26 protein-coding genes and 1 riboswitch are annotated in these 25,257 nt (G+C 67.6%); of the genes, 13 read left to right on the top strand and 13 right to left on the bottom strand.

Features of this window, described 5'->3' with window-relative positions; all coding sequences use genetic code 11:
* Positions 1-43: 43 nt before the first annotated feature.
* The 8 genes from cobU to BM009_RS08370 form a co-directional block, all read right to left on the bottom strand.
* A complete protein-coding gene (cobU, locus tag BM009_RS08405) occupies positions 44-550 on the bottom strand; it encodes a bifunctional adenosylcobinamide kinase/adenosylcobinamide-phosphate guanylyltransferase (protein ID WP_093295356.1) in 507 nt (168 codons plus the stop codon).
* Positions 547-2,004 (bottom strand): cobyric acid synthase, encoded by a 1,458-nt coding sequence (locus BM009_RS08400; protein ID WP_093295354.1) that lies wholly within the window; start codon positions 2,002-2,004, stop codon positions 547-549. Before BM009_RS08400 ends, cobU begins: the two co-directional genes overlap by 4 nt.
* The gene (gene cbiB / locus BM009_RS08395) at positions 1,992-2,924 is read right to left on the bottom strand and encodes an adenosylcobinamide-phosphate synthase CbiB (protein ID WP_093295831.1); all 933 of its coding nucleotides are present in this window, start codon (positions 2,922-2,924) and stop codon (positions 1,992-1,994) included. Before cbiB ends, BM009_RS08400 begins: the two co-directional genes overlap by 13 nt.
* Positions 2,917-3,894, bottom strand: coding sequence for a threonine-phosphate decarboxylase (locus BM009_RS08390; RefSeq protein ID WP_093295353.1), 978 nt, complete (start codon positions 3,892-3,894; stop codon positions 2,917-2,919). The genes cbiB and BM009_RS08390 overlap by 8 nt, the downstream gene beginning before the upstream one ends.
* Positions 3,891-4,613: an adenosylcobinamide-GDP ribazoletransferase gene (gene cobS, locus BM009_RS08385; RefSeq protein ID WP_093295351.1), complete on the bottom strand. Its 723-nt coding sequence runs from the start codon at positions 4,611-4,613 to the stop codon at positions 3,891-3,893. The genes BM009_RS08390 and cobS overlap by 4 nt, the downstream gene beginning before the upstream one ends.
* Positions 4,610-5,176, bottom strand: a complete 567-nt coding sequence (locus tag BM009_RS08380) for a histidine phosphatase family protein (protein WP_093295350.1) — start codon at positions 5,174-5,176, stop codon at positions 4,610-4,612. Before BM009_RS08380 ends, cobS begins: the two co-directional genes overlap by 4 nt.
* Entirely contained in the window at positions 5,173-6,189 is a 1,017-nt protein-coding gene (cobT, locus tag BM009_RS08375; RefSeq protein WP_175487950.1) for a nicotinate-nucleotide--dimethylbenzimidazole phosphoribosyltransferase, read from the bottom strand. The genes BM009_RS08380 and cobT overlap by 4 nt, the downstream gene beginning before the upstream one ends.
* A 153-nt stretch (positions 6,190-6,342) precedes the next feature.
* Positions 6,343-6,542: riboswitch (cobalamin riboswitch) on the bottom strand.
* Positions 6,543-6,600: 58 nt separating this feature from the next.
* Positions 6,601-7,059 (bottom strand): hypothetical protein, encoded by a 459-nt coding sequence (locus BM009_RS08370; protein WP_093295348.1) that lies wholly within the window; start codon positions 7,057-7,059, stop codon positions 6,601-6,603.
* A gap of 146 nt (positions 7,060-7,205) precedes the next feature.
* On the opposite strand from BM009_RS08370, the gene BM009_RS08365 reads away from it, so the two are divergent.
* The 4 genes from BM009_RS08365 (at position 7,206) to BM009_RS08350 (ending at position 11,543) form a co-directional block, all read left to right on the top strand.
* Complete coding sequence (locus BM009_RS08365; RefSeq protein ID WP_093295828.1) at positions 7,206-7,916, top strand: response regulator transcription factor; 711 nt, start codon at positions 7,206-7,208, stop codon at positions 7,914-7,916.
* Positions 7,913-9,238, top strand: coding sequence for an ATP-binding protein (locus tag BM009_RS08360; RefSeq protein ID WP_093295347.1), 1,326 nt, complete (start codon positions 7,913-7,915; stop codon positions 9,236-9,238). Before BM009_RS08365 ends, BM009_RS08360 begins: the two co-directional genes overlap by 4 nt.
* A gap of 101 nt (positions 9,239-9,339) precedes the next feature.
* Positions 9,340-10,035 carry a carbonic anhydrase gene (locus BM009_RS08355; RefSeq protein ID WP_093295345.1) on the top strand — a complete coding sequence of 232 codons (696 nt, stop codon included), beginning with the start codon at positions 9,340-9,342 and terminating at the stop codon, positions 10,033-10,035.
* Entirely contained in the window at positions 10,032-11,543 is a 1,512-nt protein-coding gene (locus BM009_RS08350) for a SulP family inorganic anion transporter (protein ID WP_093295344.1), read from the top strand. Before BM009_RS08355 ends, BM009_RS08350 begins: the two co-directional genes overlap by 4 nt.
* A 60-nt stretch (positions 11,544-11,603) precedes the next feature.
* Here the strand turns inward: BM009_RS08350 and BM009_RS08345 are convergent, their stop codons facing one another.
* The 5 genes from BM009_RS08345 to BM009_RS22940 all read right to left on the bottom strand — a co-directional run bounded on the left by BM009_RS08345 (position 11,604) and on the right by BM009_RS22940 (position 15,665).
* Positions 11,604-13,502, bottom strand: coding sequence for a potassium transporter Kup (locus BM009_RS08345; RefSeq protein WP_093295342.1), 1,899 nt, complete (start codon positions 13,500-13,502; stop codon positions 11,604-11,606).
* Between the two features lie 200 nt (positions 13,503-13,702).
* The gene (gene rplI / locus BM009_RS08340; RefSeq protein ID WP_093295341.1) at positions 13,703-14,296 is read right to left on the bottom strand and encodes a 50S ribosomal protein L9; all 594 of its coding nucleotides are present in this window, start codon (positions 14,294-14,296) and stop codon (positions 13,703-13,705) included.
* 11 nt (positions 14,297-14,307) lie between these two features.
* Positions 14,308-14,532 carry a 30S ribosomal protein S18 gene (gene rpsR / locus BM009_RS08335; protein WP_010543816.1) on the bottom strand — a complete coding sequence of 75 codons (225 nt, stop codon included), beginning with the start codon at positions 14,530-14,532 and terminating at the stop codon, positions 14,308-14,310.
* Between the two features lie 14 nt (positions 14,533-14,546).
* Positions 14,547-14,921, bottom strand: a complete 375-nt coding sequence (gene rpsF, locus BM009_RS08330; RefSeq protein ID WP_066716733.1) for a 30S ribosomal protein S6 — start codon at positions 14,919-14,921, stop codon at positions 14,547-14,549.
* Between the two features lie 150 nt (positions 14,922-15,071).
* On the bottom strand, positions 15,072-15,665 hold the full coding sequence (locus BM009_RS22940; protein ID WP_254772202.1) for a PEPxxWA-CTERM sorting domain-containing protein: 594 nt from the start codon (positions 15,663-15,665) through the stop codon (positions 15,072-15,074).
* A gap of 281 nt (positions 15,666-15,946) precedes the next feature.
* On the opposite strand from BM009_RS22940, the gene fabD reads away from it, so the two are divergent.
* The 9 genes from fabD to BM009_RS08280 all read left to right on the top strand — a co-directional run bounded on the left by fabD (position 15,947) and on the right by BM009_RS08280 (position 25,151).
* Positions 15,947-16,882: an ACP S-malonyltransferase gene (gene fabD / locus BM009_RS08320; protein WP_093295338.1), complete on the top strand. Its 936-nt coding sequence runs from the start codon at positions 15,947-15,949 to the stop codon at positions 16,880-16,882.
* A gap of 31 nt (positions 16,883-16,913) precedes the next feature.
* Positions 16,914-17,330: a GxxExxY protein gene (locus BM009_RS08315; protein WP_093295336.1), complete on the top strand. Its 417-nt coding sequence runs from the start codon at positions 16,914-16,916 to the stop codon at positions 17,328-17,330.
* A gap of 15 nt (positions 17,331-17,345) precedes the next feature.
* On the top strand, positions 17,346-18,086 hold the full coding sequence (gene fabG / locus BM009_RS08310) for a 3-oxoacyl-[acyl-carrier-protein] reductase (protein WP_093295335.1): 741 nt from the start codon (positions 17,346-17,348) through the stop codon (positions 18,084-18,086).
* A 35-nt stretch (positions 18,087-18,121) separates the two neighbouring features.
* The gene (locus BM009_RS08305) at positions 18,122-18,655 is read left to right on the top strand and encodes a hypothetical protein (RefSeq protein ID WP_093295333.1); all 534 of its coding nucleotides are present in this window, start codon (positions 18,122-18,124) and stop codon (positions 18,653-18,655) included.
* 100 nt (positions 18,656-18,755) lie between these two features.
* Positions 18,756-19,004: an acyl carrier protein gene (locus tag BM009_RS08300; protein ID WP_010543822.1), complete on the top strand. Its 249-nt coding sequence runs from the start codon at positions 18,756-18,758 to the stop codon at positions 19,002-19,004.
* Between the two features lie 135 nt (positions 19,005-19,139).
* Entirely contained in the window at positions 19,140-20,399 is a 1,260-nt protein-coding gene (gene fabF, locus BM009_RS08295; protein WP_093295332.1) for a beta-ketoacyl-ACP synthase II, read from the top strand.
* A 4-nt stretch (positions 20,400-20,403) separates the two neighbouring features.
* Complete coding sequence (gene mltG, locus BM009_RS08290) at positions 20,404-21,420, top strand: endolytic transglycosylase MltG (protein WP_093295330.1); 1,017 nt, start codon at positions 20,404-20,406, stop codon at positions 21,418-21,420.
* 78 nt (positions 21,421-21,498) lie between these two features.
* Complete coding sequence (locus BM009_RS08285) at positions 21,499-23,103, top strand: S10 family peptidase (protein WP_093295329.1); 1,605 nt, start codon at positions 21,499-21,501, stop codon at positions 23,101-23,103.
* A 194-nt stretch (positions 23,104-23,297) separates the two neighbouring features.
* Positions 23,298-25,151 carry a methyl-accepting chemotaxis protein gene (locus tag BM009_RS08280; protein WP_093295327.1) on the top strand — a complete coding sequence of 618 codons (1,854 nt, stop codon included), beginning with the start codon at positions 23,298-23,300 and terminating at the stop codon, positions 25,149-25,151.
* The last annotated feature ends 106 nt before the right edge of the window (positions 25,152-25,257 follow it).

Raw genomic sequence — 25,257 nt, 5'->3', positions numbered from 1 at the left:
AGCACGCGCAGCGCGTTGCCGCTCCAGATACGTCAACTGCCGCCTATTTCATCCGCAGTGGAAGACCTGCCGCGATGAACTGCACTTCGTCCGCTGCCGCGGCGATCGCCTGGTTGATCCGCCCGGCGGCGTCTCGAAAGCGGCGGGCGAGGGCGTTGTCGGGCACAATGCCGAGGCCGACTTCGTTGGCCACGAGGACTACCGGCCCTGCCGCCTGCGTCACCGCGGAAGCTAGGGCTTCGGTCTCCGCATCGAGGTCGCGTTCGGCGAACATCAGGTTCGAGGTCCAGAGCGTGAGACAGTCGACCAGCAACACGCGCTCGATCGCCGCATTGGCAAGGATCGCGGCGGGCAGATCGAGCGGCACGTCGAGTGTCGACCAGCGCGGACCGCGATCGGCCTGATGGTGCGCGATGCGCTCCTCCATTTCCGCGTCGAACGCTTGGGCGGTGGCGAGATAGAGCAGCTCACCGGGGAGGGACTCGGCGCGGGTCTGGGCATAGCGGCTCTTGCCCGAACGGGCGCCGCCGAGAACGAACAAGCTGGTCATGCGGAGGCTTCCTGGGCGAGCGCGATCAGCGCGGGGATGTCGACATGGGTTTCCAGCTCGGCCGCGATCGCATCGAGCGCCGCATCGACCGAAGCGGCATAGTCGATGCCGGTCGAGGCGATGCCGATCCGCGCCAGCAGTGTGCGCCGTAGTTCGGTGCTGGCGAACAGGCCGTGGAGATAGGTACCGAGTACGCGGCCGTCCTGCGCGATGGCGCCGTCCGAGCCGCTATCGAGCGTCGCGAAGGGCTGGGCGGTGTCCGGGCCGGTGGTGACGCCCATGTGCATCTCGTATCCGCGGATCTCGGCGCCGAGCACGGTGCCCTGTGCCGGGCGCAGCGCCTTCTCGCGGGTGAGTTCGGTATCCACGTCGAGCAGGCCGAGCCCTGGGGCACTGCCGGCCGGGCCTTCGATCCCGTGCGGGTCGGCGATGGTGCGACCGAGGATCTGGTAGCCGCCGCAGATGCCGAGGATCGCGCCGCCGCGACGGTGATGGGCGATCAGGTCGATGTCCCAGCCTTGTTCGCGCAAGGCAGCGAGATCGGCGATGGTCGCTTTGGAGCCCGGCAGGATGACGAGCGCCGCGTCGCCGGGCAGCGGCTTGCCCGGCGGGATCATCGCGAGCGTGACGCCGGGTTCGAGCTTGAGCGGATCGAGATCGTCGAAATTGGCGATTCGGGGCAGCATCGGGCAGGCGATCAGCATGCGTCCGCCCTCCGCCTTCAGGTTGCGCTCGAGCACCACCGCATCCTCGCTCGGCAGCCGCGATGCGTCGCGCAGCCAGGGGATCAGGCCATAGCCGCGCCAGCCGGAGCGCTCTTCGATCTGCGCATAGCCATCAGAGAAAAGCGCAGGATCGCCGCGGAACTTGTTGATCAGGAAGCCCCGGATCATCGCGGCATCCTCGGGATTGAGCACCGCGCGGGTGCCGACTACCGCCGCGATCACCCCGCCGCGGTCGATGTCGCCGACCAGGATCACGGGCACGTTCGCGGCGCGCGCGAACCCCATATTGGCGATGTCGCCTGCACGCAGGTTGATCTCGGCGGGCGAGCCGGCGCCTTCCACCAGCACCAGGTCGCAGTTGGCGGCGAGGCGGCGATAGCTGGTCAGCACCTCGCCGAGTAGCGCCTTGCGTGCCTCGCGATAGTTGCCGGCATGGAGCGTGCCGCGCACCTTGCCGTGCACCACCAGTTGCGAGGTGCGATCGGCCTCGGGCTTGAGCAGCACCGGGTTCATGTCGGTATGCGGCGCCACCCGGCAGGCGAGCGCCTGGAGCGCCTGGGCGCGGCCGATCTCGCCGCCATCCTCGGTCACCGCGGCGTTGTTCGACATGTTCTGCGGCTTGAACGGCCGGACGCGGAGGCCCCGATTAACGACCGCGCGGCAAAGCCCGGCGACGAGCACCGACTTGCCGACGTCCGAGCCGGTCCCCTGCAGCATCAGCGCAGCCATGCGATCCCTCCCGCGAGGATCCATAGCAGCCCGCAGGCGCGGACATAGAGGGCGAGCGCGCGGTGGATGTCGTGCGCGGTCGCCTCGCCCCGGCCGTCGCCGATCCACGGCTTGTCGGCGACCACGCCGTCATAGGAGATGGGTCCCGCCAGCCGCAGGCGCAGCGCCCCGGCCATTGCCGCTTCGGGCCAGCCGGCGTTGGGCGAGGCGTGCTTGCCGGCGTCGCGCCACAGCGTCCGCCATCCGCGCCCACCGGCGAGGCAGAGCAGTACCCCGGACAGTCTGGCAGGCAGCAGATTGAGCAGGTCGTCGGTTCGCGCCGCCGCCCAGCCAAAGGCGCGCCAGCGCGGCTCGCGGTGGCCGATCAGGCTGTCGGCGGAGTTGATCGCCTTGTATGCCCACAGGCCCGGCAGACCGGCGACGAGCAGCCAGAAGAGGGGCGCGACGATGCCGTCGCAGAAGCTCTCGGCGAGACTTTCGATCGCGGCCCGGCCAACGCTCGGAGCATCGAGCCCTGCAGTATCGCGGCCGACGATATAACCGACTGCCGTGCGCGCTGTTGCCACGTCGCCGCGCGCCAATGCTGCCGCGACGGGGCGAACATGGACATAGAGGCTGTGCTGGGCGAGGCCGGGAAACGCCGCGACGACCAGCACCAGCCAACCGAAGGAGGAATGCGCCGCCACGGCGTTGATCGCGAGGCCGGCCCCAATCGCGACCAACAGGAGGAGCAACACCGTCACGACGCCGAGCAGCCGGCGGCGCTGCTCCGGAGCCTCGGGCCGGTTCCAGCGGCGCTCGCAAGTGGCGATCAGCCGCGCGAAGGCGCCGACCGGGTGTCCGATCCGCGCATAGAGCCAGGCCGGCCAGCCGGCCGCCGCCTCCAGCGCCAGCGCGGCGAGCGCGACCGGCTCAGCCATGGCGGAGTGCCCGGTCGACACGGTCCAGCGCTGCGTCGTCGGCGGGGACGCCGAAGCGTAGCCAGTGCCGCGCATAGTCGAACGGCCGGACGAGGATGTGCGCGCGGGCCAGTCGCTCGAAGATCGCTGCGGCGTCGGGGTGGGCTACCAGCCGGAACAGCGGCGACTGCCCCTCGGGCGAGAGGCCGTGCGTTTCGAGCAGTCGGTCGAAGGTCGCCGCTCGGTCTGCAAGCGAAGTCCGCGTTGCATCGATCCACGCCCGGTCGCGATAGGCGCGGGTGCCGATTGCCAGCGCCGTCGCGTCGATCGGCCAGTCGCCGAGCAGCGCGCGATAGCGGGCGAGGACCGGGCGCGGGGCAAGGACGAAGCCGAGCCGAAGCCCGGCGAGCCCAAAGAATTTGCCGAACGAGCGGAAGACGATCAGCTTCCGCGCGTCGTCCACCAGCGGTGCGATGCTCGCCTCCGGGTGCGCATCGGCAAAGGCTTCGTCGACGATCAGCCATCCACCCGCGGCGGTGCGCTCGGCCAGCAGCGCCTCCAGCGCAGCCCGGTCGCGCAGGGTGCCGCAGGGGTTGTTCGGGTTGGCGAGGAGCAGCGCCGCGTCGCCCGGCACGGGGGTGTCGGTGGTCAGCGGCAGGCTGTCGGCGAAGGCTGCGCCGTGCGTGCGATAGCCCGGCACATGATGGCAGGCGCGGCCGCCCAGCACCGGGCCCAGCAGCCGCAGCCCCATTTCGCTCCCGGGGATGGCGCAGACATGGTCCGGCGCCACGCCGAAATGAGCGGCCGCCGCCGCTTCGAGATCGGCCAGCAGCGACGGATCGGGCAACGGGCCGAGGTCGACTGCGAGGTCCTCAGGCACCCGCCACGGCACCGGGTTGATGCCGGTAGAAAGGTCGAGCCAGGTCCCGTCGCCGAACCGCGCGCGGGCGGCGGCGAGGTTGCCGCCATGGTGGAGCAGCGGATCGCTCACAGGAGATGCGGCGCGATCACCAGCGCCAGCAACAGGCCGGTCTCGACCAGTTCGATGCCCGCGCCGTGCCCATCCCCCGAAATGCCGCCGAGCAGGCGCTGGACCCGCCAGCCCCAGGCGGCGATCAGCAGCGGCGCGGCAATCAGTGCCGGTGCGGCAAGCGCCGCGGCGAAGGCGAGCAGCACCAGCCAGACGATCAGGTCGGCGGGGCGGACGGCGTTGCGGAAGCGGCTGGCCAGCCCCTCGTGCAGCGGCGGTAGCCAGCGGGTCCATACCAATGGCCCGAACCGCGCGGCGGCGGGCACGAACAGGATGGTCCACCAGCCGGGGCTCGCCAATAGCGCGTGGAGCAGCACCAGCTTGGCGAGCAATTGCAGCCCGATCGCCACGACGCCGAAGCTGCCGACATGCGGGTCGGCGAGCACCTCGCGCAGCCGCTCGCGCCCCTTGTGCAGCGCCCCGCTCGCATCGGCGAGGTCGGCGAGCCCGTCGAGGTGCAGCGCGCCGGTGATGCCCACCCACGCCGCCAGACCGAACAGTGCGCCCGTCCAGGGATCGAGCAGGTTGCCGAGCCACAAGCCGACCAGCAGGACCAACCCGACGACCAGCCCTGCCGCGGGGAACCAGCGCATCGAGCGGACGAACGTGGCGTCGTCGGCCTTGATGGCGGGCAGCGGCAGGCGGGTCAGGAACTGGAGGGCGAGGACGAATTCTTTCATGTCACGAGTCCGATGATCTGGCCGACGCGCGGGGTGCCGGGCCAGACGCGCAGGCTCAGCAGCGCGGCATGGGGCAGGGCGATGTTCCAGAGTTGGGGAAAGTCGAGGGCGCACAGGCTGGCGAGTGCCGCCCGCATCGCGCCGCCATGGGTGACGACGAGCGTCGGGCGATCGATCGTGCCGAGCGCTTCGTCGACCCGCGCGACGAGCGCCGGCCAGGTTTCGCCGCCCGGCGGAGTATGCCGGGCCGGCTCGGCCTGGAATGCGGCAAGCGCGTCGGCGTCGATCGCGTCGAAGGACAACCCGTCCCACGCGCCGAAATCGAGTTCGCGCCAGCGGGCGTCTTCGCGCGCTTCCAGGGCCATCGCGTCGGCGATGGGCCGTGCGGGCACCGCGCTGCGGGCGAGACCCGAGTGCAGCACCGTCTCCACCGCCAGCCCCGCCGCACGCGCAACGCAAGCCTCCACACCCTCCGCGAGCGGCTGCGCATCGGTGCGGCCGATCAGCCGACCTTCGGCCTCGGTGATGCCGTGGCGCAGGAGGTGGAGGACGATGCCGCTCATGCGCCGCCCGCGACGCCTGCCTCGGCGAAGGTCGCCATGCCGTTATGCGCGGCGAGCGCCGAGCGCAGCACCGCCGCCGCCACCGCTGCGCCGCTGCCTTCGCCCAGCCGCATGTCTAGGCGGAGCAGCGGCTCCAGCCCCAGCCGCGCCAGCAGCCGCGCATGGCCGGGCTCGGCCGAGCAATGGCCGGCGATGCAGTGGTCGATGATCGCGGGCGCGGCCGCGGCCAGCGGCGCGAGCGACGCGCAGCAGATGAAGCCGTCGAGCAGCACCGGCACGCCCGCATGGCGCGCGGCGAGCACCGCCCCCGCGATCGCCGCCAGTTCGCGGCCGCCCAGCCGCCGCAGCGTTTCGAACGGCGTGTGCGGCGCCTCCGCATGAAGCTCGATCGCGCGGGCGATCACCGCGCCCTTGCGGCCGACGCCATGCGCGTCGAGCCCGGTGCCGGGGCCCACCCAGTCCGCCGGTGTGCCCCCGAAGCTGCGCAGGCACAAAGCCGCTGCCGCAGTCGAGTTGGCGATGCCCATCTCGCCGAGCAGCAGCAGGTCGGTATCGGCGGTTACCACAGCAGCGCCTTGCCGAAGCGCATTGAGGCACTCTGCCTCGTCCATGGCCGGGCCGGTGGTGAAATCGCGGGTGGGGCGGTCGAGATCGAGCGCGACGACGTCGAGCCGCATCCCGATCACGCCGGTCAGCGCATTGATCGCCGCACCACCCGCCGCGAAATTGGCGACCATCTGCGCGGTCACCTCGGGCGGAAAGGCGCTGACACCCTGCGCGGCGACGCCGTGGTTGCCGGCGAAGATCACCGCGCGCGCGGCGTCCATCGAGGGGCGCTCGCGGCCCTGCCAGCCGGCGAGGAAGATGGCGAGGTCCTCGAGCTTCCCCAGCGAGCCCGGCGGCTTGGTGAGCTGCTGCTGGCGTTTCCTCGCGGCATCGGCGGCTACGGGGTCGGCTGCCGGCAGCGAGGCCAGCGCGCGATCGAAGGCGGCGACGCTCGAAAGATCGATCATGCCGCGCCAGTGCTGCGCGTGAGGATAGAATGGATGTGCACGTCCGTCGCCCCGTTCCTGCAATGACAATCGACCGGACGCACGATGGCGCGCCCGGTATGTTCTTGTCGCTCGAACGGAGGATTCCGCGCCGCGGCCGCACCCTGGACCAGGCGTGAGCGACCCCGTGCCGGCAGGTCTCCTGGCTCGCGGGTCATTGCGGTGGGGGCGCCTTCTCGGGATTGCTCCCAATGGCCAGTGCCCGGCCGCTCTCCGCTTACAGTTGCAGGGGCAGCTGCGGCCTTGGACGCCGAGGCGCCCGCACCGCATTCCCTTCTCGCCCGCAAGCGGGCACCGGCATGGGTTCGAAGGTAGAACCTTCGCCGTCCCTCTAGCCGCGCTGCCGGCGATATGCCAGCGCCGCGCGCGCTCTTATTGGTAGAGCTGGGCGGTCCGTGGCAGCAGCTGGTCGATGCGGACGATCAGGTCGAACAGCGGCTGGATCGCATCGGCGCCTTCGCCCAGTTCCTGCACCGCGCGCAGCCTGTAGGTGGCGGAGGCGATGGCGCGGGTGGTGCCGGCGAGATCGGCGGCGCGGGCGATCACCGCCTCGCTGCGGTTCACGCGGACCAGCAGCCAGGCGAGCTTGTGGGCCGCGTCGATCAGCTGGATCCGCTCGGCAGTGAGAAACGCCCAGCTTCCGGTCGCCTCGATCACTGCTGCCGAAAGGCCGTCGAGCGCGGCGAGCAGATGGCGCGGACCGAACGCCGAATCATCGCGGGATGGGGCCATAGTCTGGCTCAGGCCTTCGAGCTCGATGGCCGCAAGCGCGCCGCGATTCGCACGCGCGCGACCGGGCAGGACGGAACGATGGAGGCGCGGCATCTGCATGATAATTTCCCCACGATATGGCGCCTTGTATCGCCCCCGAAACGCGCTGCGCGTGACCCCCGTCACGCCGCAATGCGGCGGGGCGACGTTGACCCTCCGGACCGCCGTCCCTAGATTTCTGCGCGATGTATGCAGGTGAACCCCCGCTGAGCCTCCCCACGATCGTACTGGTCGAGGATGATCCCCAGCTGCGCACGCTGACCGCCCGCGCGCTCCAGGAAAACGGCTATACGGTGCGCCCGGCCTCCTCCGCGCCGGAGATGTGGCTGGCGCTGGAACAGGGGCCGGTGGATCTGGTGCTGCTCGACGTGATGCTTCCCGGCACCAGTGGCATCGATCTGTGCCGCGCGCTCCGACAGAAGAGCTCGGTGCCGATCATCTTCATCTCGGCCAAGGGCAGCGAGACCGATCGCGTCGTCGGGCTCGAGCTGGGCGCCGACGATTATCTCCCCAAGCCCTTCGGCACGCGCGAGCTGGTCGCGCGGGTGCGCGCGGTACTCCGCCGGGGTGCTGGCGAGCGCGATGCCGCCGAGCGGCCCAAGGGCGAAATCCAGTTCGACGGCTGGACGGTCAACCTGCCGCGCCGCGAGCTGCTGTCGCCGACCGGTGCAGTGGTCGACCTGACCGGGGCCGAATTCGACCTGCTGGTCACGCTGTGCGACCATTCGGGCCGCGTGATTTCGCGCGAGCGGCTGATCGAACTCTCGCGCACCCGGTTGGGCGACAGCTCGGATCGCAGCATCGACGTCCTGGTCAGCCGGCTGCGGCGCAAGCTCTCCGATGCCGGCCACCAGGCGCCGATCGTGACCGTGCGCGGCATCGGCTACACGCTCAACGTGCCCGTGACGCGCAGTTGAGGGCGTTTCTCAAGCGTCCCTCCGGGCTGATCGGGCAGGTCTTCGCGATCCTGCTGCTGACCATCCTGATCGAATTCGCCGTATCGACTCTGCTCTACGAGCGCGCCAGCCAGTTCGCGGTGCGCGACGACGAGGCGCGGCGCCTCGCCGAGCATCTGGTGATCGCCCGCAAGCTGCTTGCCGAGCAGCCGCCCGCGCGGCGCGAGCAGCTGGCGCTCGAATTCACCACGTCGCGCTATGAAGTGCGCTGGATGCCGCAGCTGCCCAACGGCCTGCGCGAGCAGCCCGATCTCGATCGGCTGTACGAGCAGGTAGTGCTGTGGGAGCCGACGCTCGCCTCCAACGGGCTGCGGCTGCGGCTCACCTCGCAGGGGAGCAAGGCGCTGATCGTTGGCGCGGTGCCGATGCCCGACGGCAGCTGGATGTATTTCCGAACGCGCGAGCATGTCCATGCCGCCGATCTCGGCCTATCGCGGATACTGCTGGCGCTGGCGCCGGCGCTGGCGCTGATCCTGATCAGCGGCATCCTGCTCCGGCGCATGCTGCTGCCGATGCGCCGGCTGGCGGTGGCGGCCGATCGCTTCGGCACCGGCACCATCCTTGAAGTCGAGGAGGCCGGGCCCAAGGAGCTGCGCCGCGTGATCAGCGCGTTCAACCGGATGCAGGACCGCATCCACCGGCTGATCGCCGATCGCACCCAGGCGCTCGCAGCCGTCGGTCACGACATGCGCACGCCGCTTGCCCGGCTACGCCTGCGCGCCGACGCCATCGCCGATCCCGACGTCCACGCTGCGGTCGAGACCGACATCACCGAGATGGAGGCGATGATTTCGTCACTGCTCGCCTTTCTCGGCGGCGAAGGCGACAAGGAGACGCCTGCGCGGGTCGACCTCGCGGTGCTGTGCGCGACCATCGCGGACGACAATGCCGATCACGGCCGTGATGTCGAATATGACGGCCCGGACCATTTCGAGCATGTCCTGCGCCCACTGATGCTGAAGCGCGCGCTCAACAACCTCGTCGACAACGCCGTCCATTACGCCGGCCAGTGCTGCATCCGGCTGGTGCCGGTCGACGGTGCGGTGGCAATCCGCGTCGAGGACAAGGGGCCCGGCATTCCCGAAGCGGATCTCCAGCGCGTCATGCAGCCCTTCGTGCGGCTCGACGCGGCACGCTCCCGCGACACCGTGGGCTTCGGGCTTGGCCTGTCGATCGTAGCGCGCGCCGCGGAAGCCGAGGGCGGCAGCTTCCGGCTGGCCAACCGCGAGGGCGGAGGGCTCTGCGCCGAAATCCTCCTGCCGCGCGACGGGCCAATGGCTTAGCAACGTTTTCTTACGAACGCGCCGCGATGCAGCAAATGGCGACCGGTAGTTTGCATTCCTGAAGAGATGCCCGCGCCGCGGGTGCGTTACAGGAGCAAGCCGTGAACGAAGTGATCGGACGCGTCGTCGATTTCGAGAAGCAGGTCTTCCCGAACCAGCACGCCCTCTATTCCAAGCTCGCCGCGCACGGGCAGAGCCCGAAGGCGCTGATGATCTCCTGCGCCGATTCGCGCGTGGTGCCCGAGCACATCATCCAGGCGAACCCGGGCGACCTGTTCGTCTGCCGTAACGCCGGCAACATCGTGCCGCCCTTCGCCACCCAGAATGGCGGCGTGTCCTCGACCGTCGAATATGCCGTGGCAGCGCTGGGGGTGCGCGACATCATCGTCTGCGGCCATTCGGACTGCGGCGCGATGAAGGCGCTGATGAACCCGGAAATGCTCGAAGGCATGCCGAACGTCACTGCCTGGCTGCGCCACAGCCATGCCGCCAAGTGCGTCGTCGACGGCGGCTATGACAATCTGGAAGGCGCCGATGCGGTCCGCACCGCCGCGCTTGAGAATGTCGTGGTCCAGCTCGCTCACCTGCGCACCCACCCATCGGTTGCGGCGGGCATCGCGCGCGGCGAGATCGCGCTGCACGGCTGGTTCGTCGATATCGGCGCCGGGATGGTGCTCGGCCTCGACGGCGAGACCGGGCGCTTCATGCCGATCCGCGAGGATCGCCCGATGCCGGTGGCGCTGCCCGCCGGCCAGCGGCTGGCCCGCGACATCGCCTATGCGGAGGCAGCCGAATGAGCACGGTCGCGGAAGCACCGAAGCCCAAGAGCTTCGTGCGCGACTTCACGGCGTCGATCGTCGTGTTCCTCGTGGCGATGCCGCTCTGCATGGGCATCGCCATCGCCTCGGGCGTGCCGCCTGAGAAGGGCCTGGTCACCGGCATCATCGGTGGCCTGGTCGTCGGCCTGCTCGCCGGTTCGCCGCTCCAGGTGAGCGGCCCGGCGGCCGGCCTTGCCGTCATCGTGTTCGAACTGGTGCGTGAGCAGGGCCTGTCCGCGCTGGGGCCGATCCTGATCCTCGCCGGCGCCATCCAGGTAGTCGCGGGCGTGCTGCGCGTCGGCGGCTGGTTCCGTGCGATCTCGCCAGCCGTGGTGCACGGCATGCTTGCCGGCATCGGCATCCTGATCGTCGTCGGCCAATATCACGTGCTGTTCGATGCGAAGCCGCTATCGAACGGGCTTGCCAATCTGGCCGCGATGCCCGGCCGCGTGCTGGGCCTCTCCACCGATCTCGCCGCCGCCGAAATGGCGCTGGGGCTGGGCCTGCTGACGATCGTCACGATGCTCGGCTGGGACAAGTTCAAGCCGGCTGCCGTGAAGCTCGTCCCCGGCGCGCTGGTCGGCGTGGTCGCAGCGACGCTGGTGGCGTTCAGCCTCGGGCTCGACGTGACCCGCGTCACCGTGCCCTCGAACATCGTCTCGGCGATCGCGCTGCCGGAGAACGGCTTCCTCGCCAAGTGGATGGACCCGGGCGTGATCACCGCTGCGATCGCACTCGCCTTCATCGCCAGCGCCGAAACTTTGCTTTCGGCCGCCGCGGTCGATCGCATGCATGACGGTGTGCGGACCAACTACAACAAGGAACTGCGTGCGCAGGGCATCGGCAACCTGCTGTGCGGCGTTGCCGGCGCGCTGCCGATGACCGGCGTGATCGTCCGCAGCTCGGCCAACGTCCAGGCCGGCGCGCAGACGCGTCTGTCGGCGATCCTGCACGGCGCCTGGATCCTCGGCTTCGTCGCGCTGCTGCCCTGGCTGCTGCGCGAGATCCCGATGGCGGCGCTGGGTGCGGTGCTGGTGGTGACCGGTGCCAAGCTGGTCAACCTCAAGCATGTCCGCCACCTGTTCGGGACCTATGGCGTCCTGCCGGCGGCGATCTGGGCGGTGACCTGCGCGCTTGTCGTGACCCAGGACCTGCTCACCGGCGTGCTGGTCGGCATCGCGCTGTCGCTGCTCGAGCTGGTGCCCAACCTCCGCCGCCTCGGTCTCAAAGTCGACCAGCAGGAGGAAGCGGGCGAACACCGGATCGCGCTGGCGGGCTCGGCGACCTTCATCACGCTGCCCAAGCTTTCCGACCGGCTGGAGTCGGTCCCCGGCGGCAAGTCGGTGCTGCTCGACGTGTCGCGGCTCGACGCGGTCGATCACAGCTGCGCCGAGCTGCTGAAGGACTGGCTGCAGCGCCGCCGCGCGGGCGGATCGCCGGTCGATGTCCAGGGCGCCAGCGGCAAGACCGCGGTCCTCGCCGGCTGAACGAACACACCCCGAAGACCTGGGGCGGCTTCCCTCGCGGATGCCGCCCCATTTTTTTGCTCAGATTTCCAGCTGGCTGCCGAGTTCGACGACGCGATTGGTGGGCAGCTTGAAGAACTCCATCGCGCTTTCGGCATTGCGCACCATCCAGGCGAACAGCTTCTCGCGCCAGATTGCCATGCCGGGGCGCGAGGAGGGCAGCAGCGTCTGGCGAGCGAGGAAGTAGCTGGTTTCCATCGGGCGGAACGGCGCGCCGCACTCCTGAATCGCCGCCAGCGCCATGGGCACGTCGACCTCGTCCATGAAGCCATAGTGGAGCACGACGCGGAAGAAGCCGTCGCCGAGCGGCTCCATCGACGTGCACTCGGCGCCGCGGACATGCGGAACCTGCTCGATCGCGACGGTGAGCAGCACGATCCGCTCGTGCAGCACCTTGTTGTGCTTGAGGTTGTGGAGCAGGGCAGGGGGGATGCTGTCCGGCGTCGAGGTGAGGAACACCGCGGTGCCCTTCACCCGCGTCGCGGTCTGCGCGGCGGAGCGGATGAACAGCGCGATCGGCATCGCCCCTTCCTGCAGCCGCGCGAGCACCAGCCGCCGCCCACGCGACCAGGTGGTCAGCAGCACGAAGGCCACGGCCGCCACCAGCAGCGGGAACCAGCCGCCATCGGGGATCTTGGTGATGTTCGAGGCGAAATAGGCGCCGTCGATCAGCAGGAAGATGCCGGTGACGAGGCCGGCGAGCAGCTTGTTCCACTTCCACACGGCAAAGGTCAGCACGCCGAGCATGCAGGCGGTGATGAACATCGTGCCGGTCACCGCGATGCCGTAGGCGGAGGCGAGGTTGCTCGAGCTGCGGAAGCCGAGCGCCAGCAGCACTACCATCACCAGCAGGCCCCAATTGACCAGCGGCACATAGATCTGCCCTGCCGCCTTGGCGCTGGTGTGGAGGATGCGCAGCCGCGGCAGGAAGCCGAGCTGCACCGCCTGTTGCGAAACCGAGAAGGCGCCCGAGATCACCGCCTGGCTGGCGATCACCGTCGCCATGGTGGCGAGGATGACGAGCGGCAGGCGCGCCCAGTCCGGCGCCATCAGGAAGAAGGGATTCTCGATCATCGCCGGGTTGCGCAGGATCAGCGCCGACTGGCCGAGATAGTTGAGCATCAGGCACGGAAAGGCGACGTAAAGCCACGACACCATGATCGCGCGCCGGCCGAAATGGCCCATGTCGGCATAGAGCGCCTCGGCCCCGGTCACCGCCAGCACCACCGATCCCAGCGCCAGGAAGGCGAGGCTGGGATCGAGCAGGAAGAACTTGACCGCATACCAGGGGTTCAGCGCCCACAGGATTTCGGGCGCGGCGATGATGCCGCGGACGCCGAGGATTGCGATGACCGCGAAATAGACGAGCATTACCGGCCCGAACAGCTTGCCCACCGCCGCAGTGCCGCGTGCCTGGATGGCGAACAGCGCGACCAGGATCGCCACCGTCACCGGCAGCACCAGCGGCGTGAAGCCCGCCTCGACGGTGGTGAGGCCCTCTACCGCCGACAGCACCGAGATCGCGGGCGTGATGATCGCGTCGCCATAGAAGAGCGCCGTGGCAATCACGCCGGTCATGGTGATCGCGACGCGCCAGCGGGTGTCGCCCATCTTGCGGGTGATCAGGGCGAGCAGCGCCAGGCTGCCGCCTTCGCCCTTGTTGTCGGCGCGCAGGATCAGCGCGACATATTTGATCGTGACGATCGAGGTCATCGTCCAGAAGATCAGCGACAGCACCCCGTAGATATGCGCCGGATCCAGGGCCAGCTTGTGGTGGCCGATGAAGCTTTCCTTGAGCGAATAGAGCGGCGACGTGCCGATGTCGCCGAACACCACGCCGATCGCGCCGACCGCCAGCGCGGCGAACTTTTCCTGATGCGGATGCGCGGGATCAAGCCCGTCGCTCGCTTGCTGCTCCACTTGCAGGTCTCCGTGCCCCGACCGATTCGGGGTGCCACGCGGTACGCCTGCGGATTTTCGTACACTAGCGGAATCGAGGGGAAGTAAACGGCTTCTCCAGCCGATTTCAGGACAGGTGTGGCACGTTTCCACTGGCCAAAAGGAAAGGGCCGCACCGATCGCTCGGTACGGCCCCTGCCTTGTTGGTAGAGTCGCTCGACTCAGCCCTGCGCGTCTTCCGCGGCGGGGGCTTCGGTCGCGATCTCGCCCGGCTCGGCGTTGGGATCATAGTCCTCGGTGAAGCCGGTCTCTTCGCGCTCGAACATCGCCGACATGACGTCGACGCCCTGCGCCTGCATCTCGGCTTCTTCCGGCGAACGTGCGACGTTGACCTTGATGGTCACCGCGACTTCCGGGTGCAGCGCAACGCGGACTTCGTACACGCCGATCGCCTTGATCGGACGGTCGAGCACGATCTGCGCCTTGTTGACCTTGTGGCCGTCGGCGGTCAGCACGTCGACCAGGTCGCGCACCGCAACCGAGCCGTACAGCTGGCCGACGTTCGACGCCTGGCGGATCAGGGTCACCGAAACGCCCTCGAGCGTCTTCGATTCCTTCTCGGCCTCGACGCGACGGGTCGCGTTCTCGGACTCGATGCGCTCGCGATTGGCTTCGAAGACCTTGCGGTTGGCTTCGTTGGCGCGCAGCGCCTTCTTGCGCGGCAGGAGGAAGTTACGGGCAAAGCCGTCCTTCACCTTCACCACGTCGCCGATGTGGCCGAGCTTCTCAACGCGCTCCAGCAGAATGACGTCCATGGATCCGCTCCTTACTTAACGATGTAGGGCAGCAGGCCCAGGTGACGAGCGCGCTTGATGGCCTGGGCCAGCTCGCGCTGCTTCTTCGCGCTCACCGAAGTGATGCGCGAGGGGACGATCTTGCCGCGCTCGGAGACGAAGCCCTGCAGCAGGCGGACGTCCTTATAGTCGATCCGGGGCGCATCCTTCGCGGAGAAGGGGCAGCTCTTGCGGCGGCGGAAAAAGGGTCGTGCCATGGTCTATACGCTCCTTATTCGCCTTCGAAATTGCCATCGCGGTCACGACGGCCGCGGCGCTCGCGGTCGCCCTTGCGCATCATCACCGAGGGACCAGCTTCGTGGCCGTCAACCTTGACGGTCATGTAGCGGATCACGTCTTCGTTGATCTGCGTCTGGCGCTCCAGCTCGGCGACCACGCCGGCCGGCGCGTCGATTTCGAGCATCACGTAATGCGCCTTGCGGTTCTTCGCGATGCGATAGGCGAGGCTGCGAAGACCCCAGGTCTCGGTCTTGACGACCTTGCCGTTGTTGTCTTCGATGATCTTGGTGGCGGTTTCCGCCAGCGCGTCCACTTGCGCCTGTGCCAGATCCTGGCGCGCAAGGAACACATGCTCGTACAGAGCCATTGGGTTCTCTTCCTGTTGGCCGATCGCTGACGCCGCCCCATGCGGTCGCCCCTCCGGCTGTCGTCTCGATAAAGCAAACGGAGCGGACGCATTGCTGCTCCGCTCCGATCGTTCGCCCTTACGCAAAAGCGGGGGCGGTTGCAAGCGCAATCAGGCGGCGGCGAAGCGCAGCTGCTGGCGGGCGCGGCGGCGGCGCAGCGCGCCCCCGGCCATGCCGACGCCGGCGATCATCATGCCCCAGGTCGCCGGCTCGGGCACCCCGGCCACCGCCTCGGAGCCGAAGAACACGATGTGCGACAGGTCCTTCAGGTTCTTGCCGTGCGGGATGTCCATCGTGCTCCAGCTGCCGCTGCTGAGATCGGCGATCTTGTAGAGCGTGAAATAGTTGCCCGCCTTCACCGCCATATAGTCGATGACATAACCCGGCGTCGACCAGGTGCCCGATCCGGTGTTGGCGCCCGTGATCAGGCCGGAGGTGCTGCTGGTGTCGAACAGATAGTTGAGCGTGATGTTCGGCTGCGCGCTCGGCACGAAATTGTTATAGACGTTGTAGACGAGCTGCGCCTGCTTGTAGCTGTTCGGGTTCAGCACATTGTCGTTGCCGTTGATGTTGCCGGCGAACAGGCAGCCGCTAGACGATGCGACCGAGCTGCACTTGCCGAGCACGATCACCGATGCATTCGCGGCGCAAGGTGCCGCTGCCGTCAGGATGGCCGCTCCGGCCAGAATCGTCTTCAACTTCATTCCAAGTCCTCCCGCTGTCATACTGATCAACTTGAGGAGGAAGATACGGGTGGCGCTTAACTTCAACAACGACAACGACTTTGGTTACCTGTGTCAAATGCGACCAGGTGCCCCGGATTGACACGGCTATTAACCTAAAGCGCGCCAAGGTTTTGCTTGGCACGCGGTTTTTCGACGCGTGCGGCTTTGTGACGATGGTAGCCGAGCGGCAGGCTTGCGTCGGGGCCGTGTCTCGCCGTAACGCGCTCAGCCATTCACGGCGCTTCCGCAGGAGACAAGTTATGCGCGCGTTCCTTTTTCCCGGCCAGGGTAGCCAGGCCGTCGGCATGGGCAAGGCCTTGGCCGAAGCGAGCCCCGCCGCGCGCGAAGTGTTCCAGGAAGTCGACGAGGCGCTGGGCCAGCATCTCTTCAAGCTGATGAGCGAAGGCCCGGAGAGCGACCTCACGCTCACCGCCAACGCCCAGCCGGCGATCATGGCCAATGCCATCGCGGTGCTGCGCGTACTGGAGAAGGAAGGCGGCATCCGCCTCGCCGACAAGGCCGATTTCGTCGCGGGCCACTCGCTCGGTGAATATACCGCGCTGTGCGCCGCCGGGGCGCTGGACCTGCCGACCACGGCCAAGCTGCTGCGCAAGCGCGGCGACGCGATGCAGTCGGCGGTACCGGTGGGCGAGGGGGCGATGGCCGCCCTGTTGGGTGCCGACCTTGTCAAGGCGCAGGCGATCGCCGATGCCGCGGCCGAGGGCGAAGTGTGCACCGTGGCCAACGACAATGATCCGACGCAGGTGGTGATCTCGGGCGCGCGCGCGGCGATAGAGCGTGCGGTAGCGATCGCCAAGGACCATGGCGCCAAGCGCGCGCTGCTGCTGCCGGTTTCGGCACCGTTCCACTGCCCGCTGATGCAGCCTGCCGCCGACGCCATGGCCGCCGCGCTCGCCGAGGTGGCGATCCAGGCGCCGTTGGTGCCGGTCTATGCCAATGTGACGGCAGCGCCGGTCGCCGACCCGGCGACGATCCGCACGCTGCTCGTCGAGCAGGTGACCGGCATGGTCCGCTGGCGCGAATCGGTGTCGGCTATGTTCGATGCAGGCGTGCATGATTTCGTCGAACTGGGCGGCAAGGTGCTCGGCGGCATGGTCAAGCGCATCACCCCCGATGCCGGCGTGACCAGCGTGGTGAGCATGGACGATATCGAGGCGCTGATGAAGGTGCTTTGATTTTTTCACGCGAAGGCGCGAAGACGCGAAGATGCAGGACGTCGAGGCAATTGCAGCCGACATCATCGATGCATCGATCAAGTTGCACATGGCGCTTGGGCCTGGGCTGCTGGAAAGCGTGTACGAAGCGATATTGGCAGCAAAGCTCGTCGAGCGGGGACATCGTGTCGTCCAACAATGCCCAATCGACATCGAGTTTGAAGGGTTGCGCTTTGAAGGCGCATTCCGCGCTGATCTTATCGTTGACGGCTGTCTTCTCGTCGAAATCAAGTCCGTCGAGCGCCTCGCGCCCGTGCATGGGAAGCAGGTGCTTACCTATCTTCGTTTGCTCAAGCAGCCCCTTGGGCTGCTGATCAATTTCGGTGGCGAGACGCTCAAGGAGGGGCTTCGCCGGGTCGTCAACGGCCATGATTCCTTCGCGTCTTCGCGCCTTCGCGTGAACCAATAAGAGGACAAGATTTCGATGTTCGATCTCACAGGCATGACCGCGCTCGTCACCGGCGCCTCGGGTGGCATCGGTTCGGCGATCGCCAAGGCGCTCGCCGCGCAGGGCGCCAAGCTCGCGGTGTCCGGATCCAATGCCGAGAAGCTGGAAACCTTCCGGGCGAGCCTGGGCGGCGAGCATGTCGCGCTGACCTGCAACCTCTCCGATCGCGCCGCGGTCGACGCGCTCGTTCCGCAGGCGGTGGAAGCGCTGGGCGGCAAGCTCGACATCCTCGTCAACAATGCCGGCGTCACCCGCGACAATCTCGCGATGCGGATGAAGGACGAGGAGTGGGAGCAGGTGATCCAGGTCAATCTGGAAGCCGCCTTCCGCCTGATGCGCGCCGCCGCCAAGCCGATGATGAAGGCGCGCTTCGGCCGCATGCTCTCGATCACCTCGATCGTCGGCGCGACCGGCAATCCGGGCCAGGCCAACTATGCCGCGTCCAAGGCCGGCCTGGTCGGCATGTCGAAGGCGCTCGCGCAGGAACTGGCCAGCCGCAACATCACCGTCAACTGCGTCGCGCCGGGCTTCATCCGGTCGGCGATGACCGATGTTCTGCCCGATGCGCAGAAAGAGGCGCTGCTCGGCCGCATTCCTGCCGGAAAGCTGGGCGAGGGCGAGGATATCGGCGCAGCGGTCGTCTATCTCGCTAGCAAGGAAGCGTCCTATGTCACGGGCCAGACCTTGCACGTGAACGGCGGAATGGCGATGCTCTGAGCCGAGCAGCCGGGGGGCGTGGAGTAAGGAAGACGATGCGTTTGATACTTGCCGCAGCACTTGCACTTGCCACCGCAACCCCGGCCTTCGCGGCGCCGGCCGATCCGGCGTCGATCATCTGCGTCGGGCAGAAGCTCGATGCGGCGGTGAAGGCGCAGTTGGCTGCCGATGTCGAGCGGAACCTCGGCACGGCCGGTCAGCGGCCGCGCTATTCGGCGGCTGTCACGCGCGGGCTGAACGATGCCACCACCGCCTGCGCCAACGAGCGCGGGTGGAGCGGTGCGGCAGCCACGGCCTCCGGCGTCTATGCGCTGGCGGAAGTGGGGCTGCCGGTGGCGAAACGGGTGGTGCAGGCCAAGGGCTTCGATCCCGCCGCGCTCGACCAGCAGTTCGCCGCATTGCCCGAAGAGGTGCGCCGCAAGCCGCTGACTCCCAAGGCGACGCAGGACCTGATCCGCGCCGCCGTTACCGATGAAGCACAACAGACCCGCGCCAACGCGGAACTGCTTGCGCAATATTTTGCGTTTCTCAACACGCTGGAATATGCTTCAGCCGACTTTTCCCGATAACGGGAGCGGGCCCTTGCGGCACCCTCTTGCAACCGCCACGGCGGCATTCTAGGTGCGGGAAAACGGATTCAGAGCCCCATCACAAAGGAAAACAGGGACCATGGCCAACCAGGAAGAGATCACCACCCGCGTGCAGGCGCTCGTTGTCGACCATCTAGGCGTCGACGCCAAGGACGTGGTGCCGACCGCGAGCTTCACCGATGACCTCGGCGCGGACAGCCTCGACATCGTCGAACTGGTGATGGCCTTCGAGGAAGAATTCGGGGTCGAGATCCCGGACGACGCCGCGGAGAAGATCAGCACCGTCGGCGACGCCGTTGCCTACATCTCCGAGCATCAGCAGGGCTGACGCTCGAAACGCGCTCCCGGCCCGATGGGCAGGACTTGCGACTAGGCGGCTTCCCGTCCCGTGCCTTTGGCGATGCGGACGGGGAGCCGTTTTGTATTACGACCGAACCGAACAGAAATTGACTGGAGAACTGCCATGCGCCGCGTAGTCGTGACCGGCCTGGGACTCGTCACCCCGCTGGGGGCCGATGTCGAAACCGCCTGGAAGAACATCCTCGCCAGCAAGTCGGGCGCGGGCACGATCACCAAGTTCGACGCGACGGATTTCCAGAGCAACTATGCCTGCGAAGTGAAGCCGGCGGATCATGAATATGGCTTCGATGCGGGCAAGCGCGTCGACCACAAGATCCAGCGCCAGGTCGATCCGTTCATCGTCTTCGGCATCGATGCCGCCGGCCAGGCGATCGAGGATGCCGGCCTCACCGACATGCCCGAAGAGATGCGCTTCCGCGCCGGCTGCTCGATCGGCTCGGGCATCGGTGGCCTGCCGGGCATCGAGAGCGAATCGCTCGTCCTCGCCGAAAAGGGCCCGAAGCGCGTTTCGCCGCACTTCGTCCATGGTCGCCTGATCAACCTGATTTCGGGCCAGGTGTCGATCAAGTACGGGCTGATGGGCCCGAACCATGCGGTGGTCACCGCCTGCTCGACCGGCGCGCACTCGATCGGCGATGCCGCGCGGATGATCGCGATGGACGATGCCGACATCATGCTCGCGGGCGGCGCCGAGAGCACCGTCTGCCCGATCGGCATTGCCGGCTTCGGCCAGGCGCGTGCGCTCTCCACCGGCTTCCGCGACGATCCCACCAAGGCGAGCCGCCCCTGGGACAAGGACCGCGACGGCTTCGTGATGGGCGAGGGTGCCGGCGTGGTCGTGCTCGAGGAATATGAGCATGCCAAGCGCCGCGGCGCGAAGATCTACGCCGAAGTCGTCGGCTATGGGCTGTCGGGTGACGCCTATCACGTGACCGCGCCGCATCCGGAAGGCTCGGGCGCGTTCCGTTCGATGCAGATGGCGATGCGCAAATCCGGCATCGCGCTCGAGGATATCGATTACATCAACGCGCACGGCACCTCGACGCCGATGGGCGACGAACTCGAACTCGGCGCGGTGCGTCGCCTGTTCGGCGATTCGATCGGCGGTGCGTCGATGAGCTCGACCAAGTCGGCGATCGGCCACCTGCTGGGCGGCGCGGGTGCGGTGGAGAGCATCTTCTGCATCCTCGCGCTGCGCGACCAGATCGTGCCGCCGACGCTCAACCTCGACAATCCGAGCGACAATTGCGTGGGCATCGATCTCGTGCCGCACGTCGCCAAGGAGCGGAAGGTGAAGGCCGTGCTGAACAACTCGTTCGGCTTCGGCGGCACCAATGCCAGCCTGGTGATGAAGGCGCTCTGATCCGATGGCGAAGAACGCGCGACCCCGTTCCGGCAAGCGTGCGCCCGCACGCAGAAGCCGGGGGCCGCGCGTTCTTCTCGTCGCGGCGCTGCTGCTGGTCGCGGCCTTTGGCGGGGGCTGGTTCCTCTGGGCGGGGCCGGGGCCGGCGACGCAGGAGCTGAGCGTCGTCGTGCCCGAGGGCGCGACGCTCTCGCGGGCGGCGCGCGAACTGGAAAAGGCAGGGGCGATCACCTCGCGCCCGATCTTCCTGACCTTCGCCAAGGCGTTCGGCGGTACCGGCACGATCCGCGCCGGTGAATATCGCATCGCGCCGCGGACCAGTGCCCGGCAGATCCTGGAGATGCTGCAGGACGGCAAGACGCTGCAGCGGCTGGTGACGGTGCCCGAGGGCATGCCGTCGATCCTCGTCGCCGAGGCGCTCGCCAAGGCGCCGGCGCTTACCGGCACCGCCAGGACGCCGGAAGAAGGCTCGGTGCTGCCCGACAGCTATGCCTATGTCCGCGACGAGCCGCGCGCTGCGGTGCTGGCGCGGATGCAGAAGGCGATGACCGCCTATCTCGCCAAGGCTTGGGGCACGCGCGACAAGGGGCTGGTGGTCACCACGCCGCGCGAGGCGATCATCCTCGCCTCGATCGTCGAGAAGGAAACGGCCAAGCCTGCCGAGCGCACCACGGTGGCCGCGGTCTATGCCAACCGGCTGAAGGCGGGCATGCCGCTCCAGGCCGATCCGACGATCATCTACCCGATCACCAAGGGCAAGCCGCTCGGCCGCCGCATCCTCCAATCGGAGCTGCGTGCCAAGAACGGCTACAACACCTATGCGATGCGCGGCCTGCCCGAGGGGCCGATCGCCAACCCGGGCCGCGCGTCGATCGATGCGGTGCTCCACCCGGCACAGTCCAAGGCGCTGTACTTCGTCGCCGACGGCACCGGCGGCCACGTCTTTGCCGAGACCTATGAACAGCATCAGGCCAATGTGGCGAAGTGGTATGCCATCCGCCGCGCGCGCGGGGAAATGTAACGTAACCGTCGCGCGCTTGTCTCTACCGCGCGGGCATGTAACAAAGTCTCCCTGATCCAAGAACATCGGGGGATTTGAATGCGTCGTAATGCCTTGCTGTGCCTGTTGCTCGCCACCACCAGCCCGGCCTGGGCGCAGGAGAAGCCGGCGGCAAAGGGCCCGGACCATCGCGAGCAGATGAAGGCGGAGGCGGAGGCTGCCTGGGCCAAGCCTTCGGTGGACGAAACCGCTGCCGTCAGCCACGGCGCGGTCACCGTCGGCGGCCAGCGGATCGCCTATACCGCCACCGCCGGCACGCTCACCATTCGTGACGACGACGGCAAGCCTACCGCTTCCTATTTCTACACCGCCTATGTGCGTGACGGCGCGGCGCGCGAGCAGCGGCCGGTGACCTTCTTCTACAATGGCGGGCCGGGGTCGCCGACGATCTGGCTGCACATGGGCAGCTTCGCGCCGGTGCGCGTCACCACCGCCAATCCCGAATATATCCGCCCGGCGCCCTATGGCTTCGGCCCCAATCCGGACTCGCTGATCGACAAGAGCGACCTCGTCTTCATCGACGCGCTCGGCGCCGGCTGGTCGCGGCCGCTGGGCGAGAAGACGGGCAAGGACTTCTGGGGCGTCGATCAGGATGCCGACGGCTTCGCCCGCGCCATCCTGCGCTACACCAGCAAGTTCGACCGCTGGCCGAGCCCGAAGTTCCTGTTCGGCGAAAGCTACGGCACGCTGCGCAACCCGGTGGTCGCGGCCAAGCTCGAGGATGCGGGATTGAGCCTCAACGGCATGGTCCAGTTCTCGACGATCATGAACTATGGCGTCCGCCAGCCCGGCTACGACCAGAATTTCCTGACGCTGTTCCCAACCATGGCGGCCACCGCCTGGTACCATAACCGGCTGCAGAACCGCCCCGCCGACCTGCCGACTTTCCTTGCCGAGGTCCGCGCCTTCACCAGCGGTCCCTATGCCGCGGCGCTCGCCAAAGGTTCGACCATCTCGGCCGAGGAGAAGGCGGCGGTGGCCAGGAAGATGGCCGAGTATACCGGCATCAGCGAAGCCTATATCCTGCGCGCCGACCTTCGCCTGACCCTGCCGCGCTTCCAGACCGAGCTGCTCCGCGACCGCCGCCTCGCCGTGGGCCGGCTGGATTCGCGCTACCTGCTCAACATGACTGACGCCAATGCCGACAGTCCGAGCGACGATCCGGCCTCGACTGCGGTGACCGGCGCCTTCGTCGCAACCTTCCAGGACTATGCGACGCGCGTGCTCGGCTACAAGACCGATATGCCCTATCGCATGACCGCGCGCGGCCCGGGCTTCGACTGGGACTGGAAGCACCGTGCGCCCGACGGCAGCGGCACCCATCTCGCGCCTGACAGCGCGGCGGACCTGGCCTATACGATGCGGACCAATCCGTATCTGAAGGTGCTGTTCATGAACGGCTATTTCGACTTCGCCACGCCCTTTTACGGCGCCGAGTTCGACGTCAGCCACATGCTGCTCGATCCGCAACTGCAGAAGAACATCCGCTTCACCTATTATGACGCCGGCCACATGGTCTATCTCAACCCCACGACCATGCCGCAGATGCACCGCGACCTCGCTGCCTGGTACGACGAGGCACTGCGCGCCGCCGCCTCCAGCCAGCCGCCGGCGCGTCCCGGCACCAAGGCGTCCCAGAACTGAATATCGAAACGGAGGGGCGCCAAACGGCGCTCCTCCGCCTCCGCATAATCCCGTAAGGTCCACTTCGACTATTATTAGGGTTTGAAAACGTTTCGATTCGTTTTGCTGCGAGGGCGAAATAAGTCATATGAAACGGAAATTGGCCGCCCGCTTCACTCTATAACAATCCGGAATGGATATATCCGGAGGTTATAGTGCGTTTCTTGAATGATATCAGCATTGGTAAACGACTATTTATCATCGGCGCGGGGTCGCTGGTCGGCCTGGTGCTGGTAATTCTTCTGTCGATCAACCAGCTGAACAGCTCGCTCACCAAGAGCTTTCAGGCACGCACCAAGCAGGCGATCGACATCGCCTACAGCCAGCTGGACTATTACGAAGCCGAGCAGCGCGCCGGCCGGATGAGTCAGGCGGACGCCCAGGCCGCCGCCAAGAAGGTGGTCGGCTCGATGCGCTTCGGCGAGAGCGACTATTTCTTCATCCTGGACACCAACCACATGATGGTGATGCATCCGGTGAAGCCGGAGAAGGTCGGCAAAACGACCTACGACACCAAGGATGCCGCCGGCGCCTTTCATTTCCGCGAGATGGTGAAGGTCGCCGCCGAGCAGGGCGCCGGCTTCGTTTCGTACGAATATGAGATGCCGGACGGGAAGGGCGCGAAGTCCAAGATCTCCTATGTCCGCGCCTTCAAGCCCTGGGGCTGGGTGGTCGCCACCGGCGTGTTCGACGAGGAGATTCAGGCCGCGGTGCACGATGCCGAGATCAAGCTGGGCATGGCCGCGCTGGTGATCGTGCTGGTACTGGTCGGCGCCGTCCTGTTCGTCAGCCGCTCGATCACGCTGCCGCTCGGCGCCATCACCGGCCGCATGCGTACCCTCGCGAATGGCGACACTGCCGCAGCGATCCCCGGCTCGGGCCGCAAGGACGAGATCGGCGGCATGGCCGGTGCGCTCGAAGTGTTCCGCCAGAATGCCGAGGCCAAGGTACATGCCGAGGCCGCCAAGGCCGCGTCCGATGCCGACCAGCAGGCGATCGTCCAACTGCTCTCGGAGAAGCTCCACGCAATGTCCGAGGGCGATCTGACCAGCTCGATCACCACGGCGGTGCCGCCGGCCTATGGCAGCCTGCGCGACAACTTCAACACCGCGCTGGAAAATCTCCGTGAGCTGATCAGCGTGCTGTCCGAAGCCTCGCGCAGCATCGAGACCGGCTCGACCGAGATCTCCGCCGCGTCGGACGATCTCGCCCGCCGCACCGAGAGCAACGCCGCCAGCCTGGAGCAGACCTCGGCCGCGCTCCAGCAGATGAACGATCGCCTCAAGTCGAGCGCCGATGCCGCCGACAAGACGGTGGGCTTCACCCAGGAGGCGATCGGCATCGTCGACTCCGGCCGCACCACCGCCACCGATGCTACCGCGGCGATGGACCGCGTGTCCGAAAGCGCCCGCGGCATCGACAACGTCATCGAGGGCCTCGACAAGATCGCCTTCCAGACCCGCGTCCTTGCCATGAACGCCGCCGTCGAGGCGGGCCGGGCAGGTGAGGCGGGCCGCGGCTTCGCCGTCGTCGCCGACCTCGTCTCGGCGCTGGCGATGCGCGCCGAAGAGGAAGCCCGCCGCGCCCGCGAACAGCTCACCACCACCCAGGCCGATATCGGCGTTGCGGTGGATTCGGTGAAGAAGGTCGATGCGGCGCTCGCCAACATCACCAGCAGCGTCAGCCAGGTGCACGAGTTCATCGAGGTGGTCGCCATCGACAACCGCGCCCAGTCCTCGGCGATCAGTGAGATCGCCACGGCCGTCGGCGTGATGGACCATTCGACCCAGCAGAACGCGGCGATGGTGGAGCAGACCTCGGCTGCCGCGCGCAACCTGGCGGGCGAAGTGAGCGGCCTCACCCAGCAGGCGGCGCGGTTCAAGATCGGCAATGGCGCGCCCGCGCGTACGCCGAGCCGTTCGGCATCCGCCACGCCGCGTTCGGCGCCTGCATCGGCACCCCGCGCGGTGCCGGCAATGGCCGGCGCCGAGGACTGGGCGAGCTTCTGAGCCCCACACGGGCGGTGCCGCCACGGCATCGCCCGTACCCTCCGCTGAATTGAATTCCGGAAGGCGGCCCGCTGCCTTCCCAAGGCGCAGCATTGCCTCGTTCACA

It is taken from the genome of Sphingomonas sp. NFR04, assembly GCF_900114095.1.
Classification (GTDB): Bacteria; Pseudomonadota; Alphaproteobacteria; order Sphingomonadales; family Sphingomonadaceae; genus Sphingomonas.
This window is presented reverse-complemented; position numbering and strand designations above follow the sequence as displayed.